Source organism: Bartonella sp. AU18XJBT (assembly GCF_028618595.1).
Lineage (GTDB): Bacteria > Pseudomonadota > Alphaproteobacteria > Rhizobiales > Rhizobiaceae > Bartonella.
The window spans coordinates 1-14,914 of the sequence record NZ_JAQITE010000003.1; the positions used below are offsets into that span (position 1 = coordinate 1).

Genomic DNA, 14,914 nt, shown 5'->3' on the forward strand with positions numbered 1-14,914 from the left:
CCCTTGTTACAACCTTCCCAAGCGTGAATGCTTAATTCTCGTATCTGGTTATAGCACCGCTTTGCGTGCAAAAATTATAGACCGTTGGCAAGAATTAGAAAAGAAAACAGATTTAGCAAGTGCTTTAGAAAATCCCCTTACAGTTAAAAAACTTCTCTTAGAGAGCATCAATCAATTAGAAACTTTAAAAAATGAAGTGAATACTCTTAAACCAAAAGCAATAGCTCTTGATGGTCTAAAGCGCTCGGATGGCTTGTTTGGTATTATAGAGGCAGCAAAAATATTGGAAGTAAGGCCTAAGGATTTAACAGATTATTTGCGAAGATATGGTTGGGTTTACAGAAGAATGCCAAGCAGTCCTTTATTACCATATCAAGATAAAATCCAAAAGGGATTAATGGATTGCACAGCCATTACTATTCAAAAAAATGATGGTACAGAAAAAACCGTACCGTCAACAAAGATTACATCTAAAGGATTGGCATATTTAAGAGAAGAAATCTACGGAAATATGCAATAATTAAAAAAAGCCGTGTTTTAATCAACGCGGCTTTTTGAAATGGATTTTAACAACTTTACTTTACGAAAAGAAAGAATGCCTCTTTATTACACAAAACGTGTAAAAACGCAAGCCTTAATACAAAAAAGCCGCGTCCTTTAAGACACGGCTTTTAAAATCAAAACAACTAGCGACCCAAATAAACGATTAAAATAACCAACCTAAATATAAGAGAACATCTCTTTATTGCACAAAACGTATCAAAACACAAGCTTTGATACATAAAAACCGTATCAAAATGAATTGATACGGCTTTTATATTCCACAACTAATTATAGATCAGGAGACTTAGTTATAAAAAAACCAAATAAAAAATTACATATTTTGTGTATAAATGCAAGTATATTTTTTTTCAAATTGCATCTTAAAATACATCATGCTATTCTTAACCCGCAGCGTTATTCTAGCGTTGCATTTCCGCCGTTCTTTAGGTTGAGAATACTCTTTAAAAATCGCTATAAAACAAAGCCGTGTCAGTTAATTTTGACACGGTTTTTGTATATTAATGCTTGTAACTTGATACATAATGTGCTATATCCTATGTGAAACTTGAGAAATTGTGAAAGCCTTGTTATGTATTTACGTAACGGGGCTTTCTTTTATGATAGGGGTTGGTTTTCTCTATTCCATTTGAAGGTAAATGCATTAAAGCCGTGCCAATTATCTTGACACGGCTTCTGTTTTGCAATGCATGACTGTTGTATTCTTATTCAAAAGTATACGAACGTCTCTTTATTGCACAAAACGTATCAAAACGCAAGCTGTTAAATAAAATAAAAATGGGATTCACACTGTAGATTCAGTGATTTATAATTATCATTTATCAAATCAATTTAAATCATAATGAATAAAATGAACGCTGTTAAATTACCTTCTTTTCAAACAGAAGAACAATCTTCTTTTCGTCAACCACCCCATAATATTGAAGCAGAGAAAGCTTTGCTTGGTGCTATCATTATCAATAATGATGCTCTTGATAGCGTTTCTGATTTTTTAAAAGCAGAGCATTTTTTTGAACCGTTGCATCAAAAGCTTTTTGATATCATTTCAAAAATTATCCAAAATGGAAAAGTTGCAGATCCCATTACTATTAAGCCCTTTGTTGACAATGATGAGAAAATTGCAGACATCACTGTATATAATTACGTGGTGCGTTTAGCTACAGAGGCAGTCACAATCATTAATACTAAAGATTATGGAAGCGTCATTTATGATTTGTTTATCCGCCGCTCTTTAATTAACCTTGGCACTCAAGTTGTGAATAGAGCTTATGATGCTTCTGTAGAACTTACAACATCACAACAAATTGAAACTGTTGAAAATCAGTTGTTTGAATTGGCAGAGAAAGGAAAATATGGGGGTGGGTTTGAAAACTTTAATACAGCCATTACAAAAGCACTTAACATGGCAAGCGTTGCGAAAAAGCGTTCTTCAAAGCTCTCAGGGATCGCTACCCATATCAAAACCCTTGATGAGAAAATGGGGGGATTACAAGCATCTGACTTAATTATCCTTGCGGGGCGCCCTGCTATGGGGAAAACCTCTCTGGCTACCAATATTGCTTTTAATATTGCCAATGCTTGCAAGCGTGATAACAAAACACAAGAAAATGAAGGGGGTATTGTTGGTTTCTTTTCACTTGAGATGTCATCTGAACAGCTTGCAACTCGCATTATCTCAGAGCAAATAAAGGTTTCGTCTTCTGATATGCGTCGTGGTAATATCTCAGAAGAGCAATTTGCAAAAATTATTCACGCAATGCGTTCCTTACAAACAATCCCTCTTTATATTGATCAAACGGGTGGTGTATCCCTTGCACAATTGTCCGCCCGTGCAAGGCGCCTTAAACGACAACATGGTCTAGATGTCTTGATTATCGATTATATCCAACTCATGACAAGCGGTTCAAAGCGTTCATTAGAAAATCGCGTTCAAGAAATTACAGCCATTACCACTGGATTAAAAGCACTTGCAAAAGAACTCAATATTCCCATTATCGCTCTGTCACAACTTTCACGTCAAGTTGAAAACCGAACAGATAAACGTCCACAACTCTCAGATTTACGTGAATCTGGTTCAATTGAGCAAGATGCCGACATTGTGCTGTTTGTTTATCGTGAAGAATATTATCTCAAAAATGAAGAACCCAAAGAAGGCACCGCCGAGTATAGCAAATGGCAAGATGCAATGGAGTAAGCCAAGGGTAAAGCCGAGGTTATTATAGCAAAACAACGCCATGGTCCGACAGGAATCGTCCCCCTTGCATTTCAATCCGATTTTACACGCTTTAGTGATTTAGAAAAATAGGAGCAGAAAAATGCGTTAAAGAGAGCTTTAAATACCCTTTGAAAAGCATTTGAAGACCCTTTGAGAACACCTTAAAAACTCTTTAAAAAAAATAAATTGATACAAAACATACTGGCAAAATATACAAAACCCGCTGGCAAGCTACAACCCGACAACAAAATTTACAGCTCGAGAAATTGCTCAATGGATATTTGAAAATTATCCAGATAAATGCCGTCAAAAACAAAAGCATTCAACGGCAATAATTACTCCTCTTAATAGTGATGCAGCCCTTATTCAGCAAATTGTTGCTGAAATAGGAGCAAAACGCCATCAGTTACAAAAGCGTTATTCAGAAATTAAAACCACTGAAGGACGACCACGGCAATATTATTTTACTAAACAAACAGATAGTGCTGAAATTGATGCAGTAGAGGACAATGCAAAGAGTAGAACAGAAGATGGCTCTGTTAAAGAGCATGATCTTTATCCGTTATTATCTAAATTTTTATGGTCAGAGCTTGCAGTTTACAGCAAGCGCATTAATGAGAAATGTTCTCGTAATAAACATGGTGCAGGCGGAAATAAATGGCTTTATCCAGATCTCGTAGGGATACAAGATTTAAGCAGTGAATGGAATCGTGAAATCAAAGATTGTGTTTTGCAATATTTTGATAAAAAAACGAAGCTTTGGTCTTTTGAAGTAAAAATTCTCATCAATCGTTCAAATTTACGAAAGCATTTTTTCAAACAGTTAGTAATTCTTCATGGGCTAATTTGAGTTATTTAGTTGCTAGTGAAATTGAAGGGGTTGATACATTAAAAGAGCTTCGAATGCTTTCAAGTTTGCATGGAATTGGGTTTATAAGACTCAATAAGGAAAACTCTTCCGAGAGTGAGATCTTAATTCCTGCCAAAGAACGTAGTGATATTGACTGGGATACTGCTAATAGATTAGTGGAAGAAAACAAAGATTTTCTTGATTATATTAAGCTCATTCGTCAATTTTATCAAACTGGCGAGATGCGTCCACTAGATTGGGATCATATGTATCCATGAGGGGTATTTTTAAAAAGACTCTATTGGTTAAAAGCTCTTTTTCAGAGTGATAAAAAACTACTCTAACTATTTTATTTGACTTATTATATTTATATAATATATTGATTTATAATGATAATTAGTATTTTTTTAAACTTAAATGAGGGGGCTATCCTTTCAAACGATCTTATATTGATATTTTATCAATCAAAATTGTTTGCGTGCATCTCATGATTGGGATTGAGTAGGGGAGAAAAGTAAAAGTTCTATTTTAGACCCATTCTATTTTGTGTGTGAGACATAATTCCATTAGATACTAGCTTTAATGATTATAATTTATTAAAAATTTTCTATTGTGGAGAGTGAAATTCAATTTTTTCTTTGCTTACATAAAGCATTGAAAATATTACTTCCTCATATTGAAGTCTTCTTACGGAGGATTTATACAACTATTTCTTTAATTTCCATTGCTGTTCGCTTTGGTTATTATTAAGCTTTTTATTATCCGAAGTGAACATTCAAAAAACATTAATTTTATAAAATACCCACACAGTTTACTCAATTTCTTGCAATAGATTTAAAAAAATAAATTTCTCTCACATCTTATTGTAAAGGGAGTGGGTATTGTCACTGTTTGCCATAATACTCTCTTTATTTATCAATAATACCGCACGCCAAACGCGCACCACCTCCGCCAAGCGGTAATGGTTTATCTGATTGATTATCTGCCCCTAAATGAATGACTAAAGAGCGCCCTTTAATTTCAGAGATTTTTTTTAATCGTGGAGCAAGAACGCTCATCGTGGCATATCCTTGCTTATCAACATAGAGTGCTGGCAAATCACCAAGATGACCATTGACATTATAAGGTCCTAAATGTTTTCCGGTATGTTCCGGATCATAATGTCCACCTGCACTTCCACCAATGATACCATCTTTTGTATCACATGAAGGATTTACATGCACATGAAAACCATGCATCCCTTCTGATAAAGTAGATAAATTAGGGATGAAAATCAAACCGTATGTGGTTTCTTCAATTTTAATGCTACCAATAGCCTTTTTTGAATTATTATCTTCTAGTTTATAAATATTTACTTGTGTTGATAGTGCTAATGCAGAATTTTTATGAATTAAAAATGCCATAAAAACCAATAATGATAATATTTTTTTCATAAAATACCTTTATACTTATCTTTAAATAAATTTTATCTATAAAAATATTTATAAGTTTCTTAAATTTAAGTAAAATAATTTACATAGAAATATTAGTTCTTAGAAAGAGAAAATAAATTAAATTACATTACATTACATATAAATATATGTTCTGAACATAACTCTCATTTTTTGATCTATAAAAAATATAGCTTTCATATATTGATAATTATATCTCGCTTCCATTTCTTCAAGAGATGCTTTAAAAAAGCTACTTTTTGAGGTGTAATAAAGCAATTTTAATAAGTTAGATATTATTTCATTTATAATAGATCATTATTTTATCAAAAACAGAATATATAATTTGTTGATGATTTAATTGTTTTTCATAGAAAAAATGATAAAAATTTCTATTCATTATGAAATTTATAAGAGAAAGAATTATTATGATTCATATAAATTTCCCATAAAATACAGCATATGCCAACACTTCCTCCCATTCCTGATCCTATCAGTGCTCCTATTATCATTCCAGCAGAAAGTGCTACTCCTATACCCATTGCGATAACTGGACCAAATCCTGGAAGAGCAATATAACCATAAGCTGCAAGAGTTGCTGCGATAGCTCCTGATATGCTACCATTTAAACCGCCAATAAAAGCGAATTCTTTCATAGAATGGCAGTACTTTTTTAATTTTTTTTTCTTACAGCTATGAAAAGAAACGTTGCTGTAAGTTTTAAAATCAATCATATTTTTTTCTTTCATTTTGAATGCTAACTGTTCCTGAATAGTCAACAGATACGAAAAAATGTGACTTTTTAAATTTTACTAAAGCACGCCAGATGCCTTTGTCATCTAGACGTAATCGTTTAATATTCTCAAAACCGTTTTGCATAAGACAATTTTTAACTTGTGAAGCAGTAAATGAGTTCTGACCTATTTTAGTGACATTTTGATTAGAGCTATAGGTAAAGGTTTGACAATAAGGAAGATGAAAAACTTCACTGATTGAAGTAGTGACTGTCAACGAGACACATAAAATCATTATAAAAAAAATACTTAATTTCAAAAAATTATTTATTTTCATCTTGTCACCATTTGTTAAAACAACACCTCATTAACCTCTGTGTTACTAACAAGTTCCCAAGATGATTTTATTTTTGTTATTATACTTAACGATAAAAAATTTTGAAAATCCATTGATTAAATAAAAATGTTTTTTATTATTTATTTTCTTGTTAAAATTAATGTTATAAATAACTATTTCAAAACATTATTATTTTTTATTTGCTTTATAGTGCAAAATTTAACAGATATGATTTAGCAAGATATCGTTACAATTTCATCTGTAGTCTATAATTAAGTTTTCTCTTATTTCATATCAGTATGCTAAATATATATAATAATTTTTAATAAAAAAATGATTTATATTAATATTACTTATACATTTTTTATTAAAAATAACAAAAATATTTTCCACATCAGTAATAGATATGATTCAAAATGCAATATTAAACGATAGAGCGATTATATTGCTTATTATTGCTCATTGATAACACATAGATTTATAATGGTGACTCATTGTTTTATATATTAAATAAGCATCGCAAAAATCGTATAACTTTCATTTCAAATCTGTTTTATTCTGAATCAGTTAAGATCATTCATACATCATAAAAGGAGCTGGCTTATGATAAAAGGAATAAATAATACCTCTTAGAAAGACTCCTAAATATAAGGGGTGTTAAACATTAGAGGATGATAAATATAATAATGGCGCCAGCTTATCTCTTTATAAGCATAAAAATGATAATATTTAATAGTTTTCCAGTTATACTACTAACGGGGTGTCATTGTGAAACAAGTTTAGGTTCAAGATGTTACCTTAAAAAATGAATACTCTATTATAAGTTTTTTTTACAAAAACTGTTAAAGATAATCTGAATTATATTATCTTAAAAACATTCATTTTAGTTATGCATAAGATAAAATTCTAAAACATTCTTAAATATTTATATAATAAAATGTATATTAGAATATTGTGTTTTTACTGAATAAATTTACTTTCAAAACACATCATTAAAAATAATTATTTCTTTGGTTATTGATACCTTATGAACTTATTATTATTTGTTTAGTTTACGTTATTATCCATTATTGCTCAGTAGAGCTGTTTAGATGATTTTGTTGGAAATATTTGCATAATTTCCTTGAATCCATAACCGGGATACATTCCTTCGCGCATAAATAAATTACGTAATGGTGAGAAACTATGTAACAAACCAAGCCCAACGCTTCGTATCATATGAACAGGTAACATGTGAGAAAGTAGAGCAGAGTTAAGTGTATGAACAGCTCCACTGCGGATTAATATATCTGGTTTGCGGCACTTGTTATAATGTGCAACAATCATTTCAGAGTTAGAATTGGATATTTTATTGGGTAAAATATCAATCAAAGTTTGGACATCACGGAATCCTAAATTCAATCCCTGTGCCCCAATAGGGGGGAAAACATGGGCGGCTTCACCCACTAAAATTGTTCGATTAGCAGCAAAATGATGAGAAAGAAGTCCAGAAAGCGGCCATGCTTGAATTGATGTTTCTAAACTTAGCTTTCCAAGCATTGATTGCATTTGGTTTTCGATCATTTTTGCAATTTCTTTTGGTTCTATATTCAATAATTCCTCAGCACGAGAAGGATGAACAACCCATACAAGACTAGATCTTCGGCCTGGTAGAGGAACCTGTGTAAATGGACCATGTTCTGTATGAAATTCAGTTGATGTATTTTGATGAGAAAACTCATGAGAAAAGTTTAGAACAAGTGCTTTTTGTGGATAATTCCACTGTTTGACACTTATGCCTGCTGTGGCACGTGTAAGAGAGTGACGCCCATCAGCTGCAACAACAAGTGGTGCTTGAATGACTCTACGATCAGCAAGCGTAATACATACATGGTCTTTTGTGTGATGAAACGATTTAGCTGCAGAAAAAAATCTTGTAATATTAGGTGTATGTGCAACAGCATCGACTAAAGCACTGTTCAATTTTACATTAGGTATATTATAGCCAAAAGCTTTTTCACCAATTTCAGCAGAAGAAAAATGCACCGTAGGAGCATGCACAATTCTAGAAGTTATATCTATAATTCTCATATAAGATAAAGCAGCAGCATGTTTTTGAATATTATTCCAAATATTGAGTTTTTGAAGCGTGCGTATTGCAGGCATCATAAGAGCAGTTGTCCGCAACTCATCTGTGTGAGCAGGGGGGCCAACAAGAAAAACAGAAAGCCCCTCATGTGCAAGACTCAGTGCGGCTAACATTCCGACAGGACCTGCACCAATAACAGCAATATCTTTATGTTCTTTCTTTTCAAATATCACAACAATTTGAACCTTTATCCATTGAAAAAATATTTTAATATTTCCAAATAATCACTCTCTTTTTATTATATGAACCTCTCCTATTATAGTATGTAATAAATAACGCGATATAAAAAAGTAACCTTTTTATGATTTTTTTTAAATGCTGAGTTATATCATCGGTAAGAAATGGCGTATTGATAGATGGTTGAAGACTTTAAAAACGAGGATAAGAAAACCTTGAAACGTAAACTAACAAAGAAAATCAAAACAAATGCAAACTTATTACGCCATAAAAAAGTAACAATGCCACAAGCAAAGGCTTTTTCTGTTCATTTACTAACAGCTTCGGGATCATTCTTAGCGTTTCTTTCTCTTATATCAGCCTCTCGAAAAGAATGGACAGCTATGTTCTGTTGGCTTGGGCTTGCACTTCTCGTTGATGGTATAGATGGACCAATTGCACGCAAACTTGATGTTAAATACGTTCTTCCAACATGGTCTGGAGAGCTGTTAGATAATATTATTGATTACGTGACTTATGTCTTAATTCCTGCCTTTGCACTCTATCAAAGTGGTTTTATGGGGGTAGGGTTATCATTTTCATTGAGTGCAATTATTGTTATTTCATCTGCTATTTATTATGCAGATACTCGTATGAAAACCAAAGAAAACTTTTTTAAAGGATTTCCTGTTGTTTGGAATATGATGATTTTTACGCTTTTTGTCGTAAGACCAGGAGAGTGGATTACTTTTATCATTATTGTTTTATCGGCGATTATATCTTTTTTGCCAATTTATTTTATCCATCCAGTAAGAGTACTTCGTTTACGTAGAATTAATTTTTCAATTTTTCTCTTATGGTGTTTTTTTGGTGTTTCTGCATTCTTTTATCAACTAGAGGCTCCCTATTGGGTTAAAATAGGAATTTCAGTAACAGGAATTTATATATATTGTATTGGCGCAATCATGCAAATATTTCCTCAGCTTGGGGCAAAAAATAAAAAAAACAATAAAATAGTTGTTTGAAGAAGGGTGTAAGATGCAAATTGATTTTGGAGCAGATGATGATATTTCTTTTACGAAAGAAGGGCGTGCCGGTATTATAAAGCTCACACGCCCTTCAGCATTAAACGCTCTTAATCAACGAATGGTTTCAGCTTTAAAAAAAGCTCTCATGACATGGGAAACAGATGATGATGTTTCTTGTGTCTTAATTGAAGGGGAGGGGCACGCTTTTTGTGCTGGTGGAGATGTTGTAGAAATCTATCATATGGGAAAAAGTGCCACTGCTTGTCAATATTTTAGTGATGAATATAGTTTAAATGCTTATATCAAACGTTTTTCAAAGCCCTACATTTCTTTCTTAAACGGTATTTGGATGGGAGGAGGGGTAGGTATTTCTCTCTATGGTTCGCATCGAATTGTTACAGAAAATACTGTTTTTGCTATGCCAGAAGGTGCAATTGGATTTTTTCCAGATGTAGGTGCAAGTTTTTTCTTACCATCTCTTCCTAATCATTTTGGCATCTATCTTGCATTAACGGGCGCACGCATAAAGTGGGGAGATTGCTTAAATTTAGGATTAGCAACACACGCTGTTGCTGAAATTGAATTCGATATGATTAGAAAAGCTGTTATTGAGCAAGGAGATCCTACTTTAGCTTTAAACGAGCGAGCAATTACAAAAGATTATGAAACGAGTCATGAAATACGTTGTATTATTAACACTTGTTTTAGTGCCCATACCTTAGAAGAATGTCTTGAGTTGCTACATAAAAAAGGTAATGAAGGTGTTCTATTTGCTAAAGAATGTTATGATATTTTACTATCACGTTCTCCGATAAGTTTAAAAGTTATCTGGAAACAAATGAAACAAAATTCATCTCGGACGTTGGAAGATTGTATGAAAATTGAAAACCGTATTGCACATCATATGATTAATTCACATGATTTTCATGAAGGTATACGTGCTATGTTAATCGATAAGGATAAAAAACCTCAATGGCAGCTAGATAAACTTTCAAATGTGACAGATGAAATGGTAGATTCTTACTTCCAACCTGTTGAGCAAGAGTTATTATTGTGAAAAATAATTCTCACAAACGGATTTCAAAAATCAATTTAATCTATAACTGTTATTTACGGTTTTTGGCACTTATTTGCTTAGCCCTAGGTATTTGTTATTGGATACGTCTTGTTGGTGTTTTTCCAGGTATTCTATGGCGTTTTGATCTTATGCCTTGGCAGTGGCAATTTGCATCAGCTATATTGGCTATTCTCTATCCTATTGCCTTAGTTGGACTTTGGATGCATTCACTATGGGGTATCATTGTGTGGTGTATTGCAGCATTGATTGAAGCAATAACAATATATTATTCCGATTTTATTTATCAGCCATTTGTACCATTATTTCATGGAATATTATTTTTAGTTTTTATAATACTACAAATTGTGATGATTTTTTTTAAAAGAGTAAAAAATAAAAAAACATCGTGATTGAAATTTTCGAGCCAAGATAACAGGATCAATTTTCAATCTTACTTAACTTAAAAGGTCATAAGGTCATAAAGTTTTTCAAAGTAGCTCACCACAGTTTTCCAACATACGTTCCTCAAAGCGCTAATGCTAGATATACTCTTTCCGTTTCCGTAAAGTTCCATAATATATATTATGCGATAATAGGATGCAGAAAAACAAAGCAACCCCTATTTTAAAACATAAATCATGTTTATAATCGTACATTCACTTTTAAAACTAAATTATAGAAATGGCGATAATAATTGAACAGCACACCAAAACATTTGGTCTTTGAGGAATATCCTTAAAGACCAAAATAGTTGTAATGAAATTACACCGTATAAATAATAAAAATTACTGTACTATTTTACAACGTTTAATACGTGCAAGATCACTCAAAACAGCATTACGATTATTTAACGCTGAAATTTCATTACTTTCACTGGATTTAGGATCTATAAAAAACAAAGCAGGAAAAAATACAACACTTGTTGCTGCTAAAGCCACGTTTTTATTTCTTGCTTTAGAACGCTCTGCAATTGTATCATTAATCTGACGTTTATTAGCAAAAAACTCCCGTTGAATATCGGCACAACTCATTGATCCGTCATGTATTGTTGTCGTTGAAATGTTTTTTTCTAAACGCCCTCCACATGCTGTCAAGGAAACCGCTAAAACCACAATACATAGACCCCGCTTAAAATTCTTATACATAAAAGCCTCATTTTCTACATAAAAAAGAACTAAATATGTCAAAACTGAAATAAAATAAAGGATAAATTTAAAAGTATTTTATTTAACTTAAAATATTGCGCATAATAAGCTTACGTATCTGTTTGAAAAGTAAGACCTTGATATGCAGGTTTTACATAGGATGGAACATAATTTACAACCTTGTTGTAATCCAGCGATCTGTCCATATGTGTAAGTATTGCTTGTTTTGGCTTTAAATATTCTATCCATTGTAATGCTTGATCAACAGAGAAATGACTCGGATGAGGTTTAAATTGAAGAGCTTCAATGATGAGAACATCCAAATCCATTAATTTGGATAAAGTTTTTTCAGGAAATTCACTAACATCCGTACAATAGGCAACATTCCTAATCCGAAAACCTAAGGAATGAATGTTTCCATGGTGTTGTAAATGTGTATTGACGCTTATTGCTCCGCCCTGCCCCTGAATAATAAATTGGCTATCTTCATTGATAAGATGCTCTTTTAAAATGGGAGAATAAGATGAATCTTTTGGTGTTTGAAAACAATATCCGAAAGCACTTTTGAGATGCTCTAGTGTAAATCTGTCGGCATAGATATCTATTAAACATTTTTGTGCAAGTGCATAGCTGCGTAAATCATCAATACCGTGGATATGGTCTGCATGAGAATGTGTGTAAAGAGCAGCATCAAGATGGCTTACATGCGCATCAATCATTTGTGAGCGAAAATCTGGACCTGTATCAATAACGATCGTTGTTTTGTCTCCTGAAAGTTTAATACGTTCAACTAATAAAGAACTTCTGTAGCGTTTATTTTTAGGGTTATTCGGATCACATGTTCCCCAATCACCATTGGGTCGTGGTACTCCTGGAGAAGGACCACAACCTAATATTGTAAATCGGTATTGATCACACATATCTTTTGCCTTATTTCATTTTACTAAATAAACGAAAAGCATTACGCGTTGTTATTTGAGCTGTTTCTTCAATGCTTAAGCCAATTGTTTCAGCCAAAACAGCTGCTGTATAGCATACAAAAGATGGTTCATTTGTTTTTCCCCTATGGGGAATAGGTGCTAAGAATGGAGCATCTGTTTCTACTAACAAATGCTCATGGGGCACAATTTTTGCTATTTCACGGATTTCAAGTGCATTTTTAAAAGTAAGAATACCTGAAAAAGAAATATATCCACCAAGTTCAATTCCAGCACGAGCAAGTTGCATTCCAGACGAATAACAATGAAGGATAAAAGGAAAAGCTCCTTCTTTTATCTGTTCACGTAATATTTTCTCCATATCGATATCGGCATTGCGTGAATGTATAACAAGAGGAAGCTGTGTTTCTCGAGAAGCAATGATATGTTCTTGAAAAACTTTCTTTTGCTCTTCTGGTGTAGAATAATCATAATGGTAATCAAGCCCCCCTTCCCCAAACGCAACAATTTTAGGGTGATTCGAGAGCTGTACAAGCTCTTCCGCTGTAATATTTTGTTCTTCATGCGCATGATTGGGGTGTGTTCCAACGGAACAAAAGACTTGATCATAGCTTTGTGCAATGGCTAACAGCTTATCTAACTTATGAACATGGGTTGAAATTGTTATCATACGTTTAACGTCAGCATCTAAAGCCCGTTGGATAACATTATCCAAATCTTGTGAAAAATCTTCAAAATCAAGATGACAATGTGTATCAATCAACATGAGGAGTGTCTTCTTTCTTCAAGATATAACGAGGAAAAATTGGTTCTGGTGGTGGAAGATCAAGCCCTTCTTGAATTTCTGAATGACTTATATGATACAATAACCGATCATTTTCAGCAACCGCAAGGCTATCAAGAAGTTTCGCTGCTGATTGGGGTATGAAAGGCAAAAGCATAATTCCTATTCTCCGCAAGATTTCTACAGTTACATAAAGAACTGTAGAAAATCTCTCTCGATCATTTTTACGTAAACTCCAAGGTTGTTCGTTGGCAAAATAGCGATTGGCATCTGCTACAATTGAAAAAATAGCTGAAAGTGCTAAATGCATACTATAAGAAGACATAGCTTGGTGTACAGTTTCAAGCACTTGAAGAGATTGTTCTAAAAGTTGTTTATCTTGAGCTAAAAATGAAGTTGGTCTAGGGACTTTTGCATCACAATTTTTGGCAATCATAGACAAGGAGCGCTGTGCTAAATTACCAAGATCATTAGCAAGATCAGCATTAATACGGTTTACAAGGCTTTCATGGCTATAACTACCATCTTGTCCAAATGGTACTTCACGGAGAAGAAAATAACGGACCTGATCAAGACCATAGTGATCAACCATTTCAAAAGGATCAACGACATTTCCAACAGATTTTGACATTTTTGCACCACGATTAAGTAAAAAACCATGTGCGAAAATATTTTTAGGCAATTCAATTCCAGCAGACATTAAAAATGCCGGCCAATAGACTGCATGAAAACGAATAATATCCTTACCAATAATATGCGTATTTGCAGGCCAAAAATCACGTTTTTTTGAATTTTCATTGAAAAAACCAATTGCTGATAGATAATTTGTAAGCGCATCAACCCAAACATACATCACGTGCTTTGGATTCTCTGGAACAGTAATTCCCCAATTAAAACTTGCGCGTGAAATAGAGATATCTTTTAAACCTGATTTGATAAAACTTATAATTTCATTACGCCGCTCAAATGGAGCAATAAAATTAGGATGTTTTTCATAATATTCAAGAAGAGGCTTTTCATAATGAGAAAGTCTAAAAAAATAACTTTCTTCTTCATTCCATTCAACTGGAGAGCCTAATTCCTTCTCTCGACGGATATTGTCTGGTCCAATTTCCGTATCTTTTTCTTCATAATAGGCTTCTTGGCGAACCGAATACCACCCCGTATAACGACCGAGATAAATATCGCCATTTGCTTCCATCTTTTTCCAAATTTCCTGACAAGCTTGATAATGGCGTTCTTCTGTCGTACGGATAAAATCATCGTTAGAACAATTTAATACTGCAAGCATTTTTTGAAACACAGCACTATTACGATCTGCAAGTTGCTGAGGCGTCATGCCTAATGCTGCTGCGGTTTGTTGCATCTTTAGACCATGCTCATCTGTACCAGAAAGAAAAAATACATTTTTTCCGTTTAACCGTTGAAAGCGGGCTAAAACATCGCTTGCAATTGCACTATAGGCATGTCCAATATGTGGAGCACCATTAGGATAAAAAATGGGAGTCGTTATGTAATATGTGTCACGCATGTCATACTCGTTTTAAAACG

Annotated in this window: 13 protein-coding genes and 1 pseudogene; 6 read left to right on the forward strand and 8 right to left on the reverse strand. The window is 33.3% G+C overall.

Features of this window, described 5'->3' with window-relative positions:
- The 3 genes and pseudogenes from PVV60_RS01510 to PVV60_RS01520 form a co-directional block, all read left to right on the forward strand.
- Positions 1-520 (forward strand): phage antirepressor KilAC domain-containing protein (locus tag PVV60_RS01510; RefSeq protein WP_273722621.1); only part of this gene is annotated, 520 nt, incomplete at its 5' end.
- Between the two features lie 891 nt (positions 521-1,411).
- A pseudogene (locus PVV60_RS01515) lies at positions 1,412-2,866 on the forward strand (replicative DNA helicase).
- 756 nt (positions 2,867-3,622) lie between these two features.
- Positions 3,623-3,904 (forward strand): HrgA protein, encoded by a 282-nt coding sequence (locus PVV60_RS01520; protein WP_273722623.1) that lies wholly within the window; start codon positions 3,623-3,625, stop codon positions 3,902-3,904.
- A gap of 630 nt (positions 3,905-4,534) precedes the next feature.
- Here PVV60_RS01520 and sodC read toward each other — a convergent pair.
- From sodC to PVV60_RS01540, 4 genes are all read right to left on the reverse strand, one after another.
- Positions 4,535-5,059 carry a superoxide dismutase [Cu-Zn] SodC gene (sodC, locus tag PVV60_RS01525; RefSeq protein WP_273722624.1) on the reverse strand — a complete coding sequence of 175 codons (525 nt, stop codon included), beginning with the start codon at positions 5,057-5,059 and terminating at the stop codon, positions 4,535-4,537.
- Positions 5,060-5,448: 389 nt separating this feature from the next.
- Positions 5,449-5,805, reverse strand: coding sequence for a hypothetical protein (locus PVV60_RS01530; RefSeq protein WP_273722625.1), 357 nt, complete (start codon positions 5,803-5,805; stop codon positions 5,449-5,451).
- Positions 5,783-6,127, reverse strand: coding sequence for a hypothetical protein (locus PVV60_RS01535; protein ID WP_273722627.1), 345 nt, complete (start codon positions 6,125-6,127; stop codon positions 5,783-5,785). Before PVV60_RS01535 ends, PVV60_RS01530 begins: the two co-directional genes overlap by 23 nt.
- Before the next feature lie 1,074 nt (positions 6,128-7,201).
- Positions 7,202-8,428: a UbiH/UbiF family hydroxylase gene (locus PVV60_RS01540; RefSeq protein ID WP_273722628.1), complete on the reverse strand. Its 1,227-nt coding sequence runs from the start codon at positions 8,426-8,428 to the stop codon at positions 7,202-7,204.
- Positions 8,429-8,611: 183 nt separating this feature from the next.
- Between PVV60_RS01540 and pcsA the strand changes: the two genes are divergently transcribed.
- From pcsA to PVV60_RS01555, 3 genes are read left to right on the forward strand one after another with little or no spacing between them, the layout of a single operon-like run.
- Positions 8,612-9,436, forward strand: a complete 825-nt coding sequence (gene pcsA / locus PVV60_RS01545; protein ID WP_273722630.1) for a phosphatidylcholine synthase — start codon at positions 8,612-8,614, stop codon at positions 9,434-9,436.
- A gap of 13 nt (positions 9,437-9,449) precedes the next feature.
- Positions 9,450-10,496 carry an enoyl-CoA hydratase/isomerase family protein gene (locus PVV60_RS01550; RefSeq protein ID WP_273722632.1) on the forward strand — a complete coding sequence of 349 codons (1,047 nt, stop codon included), beginning with the start codon at positions 9,450-9,452 and terminating at the stop codon, positions 10,494-10,496.
- Positions 10,493-10,906 carry a DUF6163 family protein gene (locus PVV60_RS01555; protein ID WP_273722633.1) on the forward strand — a complete coding sequence of 138 codons (414 nt, stop codon included), beginning with the start codon at positions 10,493-10,495 and terminating at the stop codon, positions 10,904-10,906. Before PVV60_RS01550 ends, PVV60_RS01555 begins: the two co-directional genes overlap by 4 nt.
- Positions 10,907-11,281: 375 nt before the next feature.
- Here PVV60_RS01555 and PVV60_RS01560 read toward each other — a convergent pair whose 3' ends face one another.
- The 4 genes from PVV60_RS01560 to metG all read right to left on the reverse strand — a co-directional run bounded on the left by PVV60_RS01560 (position 11,282) and on the right by metG (position 14,894).
- Positions 11,282-11,641, reverse strand: coding sequence for a hypothetical protein (locus tag PVV60_RS01560; protein WP_273722635.1), 360 nt, complete (start codon positions 11,639-11,641; stop codon positions 11,282-11,284).
- 110 nt (positions 11,642-11,751) lie between these two features.
- On the reverse strand, positions 11,752-12,561 hold the full coding sequence (locus PVV60_RS01565) for an MBL fold metallo-hydrolase (RefSeq protein WP_273722637.1): 810 nt from the start codon (positions 12,559-12,561) through the stop codon (positions 11,752-11,754).
- 10 nt (positions 12,562-12,571) lie between these two features.
- On the reverse strand, positions 12,572-13,345 hold the full coding sequence (locus PVV60_RS01570; RefSeq protein WP_273722638.1) for a TatD family hydrolase: 774 nt from the start codon (positions 13,343-13,345) through the stop codon (positions 12,572-12,574).
- Positions 13,335-14,894, reverse strand: coding sequence for a methionine--tRNA ligase (metG, locus tag PVV60_RS01575; RefSeq protein WP_273722640.1), 1,560 nt, complete (start codon positions 14,892-14,894; stop codon positions 13,335-13,337). Before metG ends, PVV60_RS01570 begins: the two co-directional genes overlap by 11 nt.
- Positions 14,895-14,914: the final 20 nt, after the last annotated feature.

Coding starts and splice junctions, on each gene's coding strand:
- sodC (WP_273722624.1), bottom strand. CDS start 5,059: ATGAAAAAAATATTATCATTATTGGTTTTTATGGCATTTTTAATTCAT.
- PVV60_RS01530 (WP_273722625.1), bottom strand. CDS start 5,805: ATGAAAGAAAAAAATATGATTGATTTTAAAACTTACAGCAACGTTTCT.
- PVV60_RS01535 (WP_273722627.1), bottom strand. CDS start 6,127: ATGAAAATAAATAATTTTTTGAAATTAAGTATTTTTTTTATAATGATT.
- pcsA (WP_273722630.1), top strand. CDS start 8,612: ATGGTTGAAGACTTTAAAAACGAGGATAAGAAAACCTTGAAACGTAAA.
- PVV60_RS01550 (WP_273722632.1), top strand. CDS start 9,450: ATGCAAATTGATTTTGGAGCAGATGATGATATTTCTTTTACGAAAGAA.
- PVV60_RS01560 (WP_273722635.1), bottom strand. CDS start 11,641: ATGTATAAGAATTTTAAGCGGGGTCTATGTATTGTGGTTTTAGCGGTT.
- PVV60_RS01565 (WP_273722637.1), bottom strand. CDS start 12,561: ATGTGTGATCAATACCGATTTACAATATTAGGTTGTGGTCCTTCTCCA.
- PVV60_RS01570 (WP_273722638.1), bottom strand. CDS start 13,345: ATGTTGATTGATACACATTGTCATCTTGATTTTGAAGATTTTTCACAA.
- metG (WP_273722640.1), bottom strand. CDS start 14,894: ATGCGTGACACATATTACATAACGACTCCCATTTTTTATCCTAATGGT.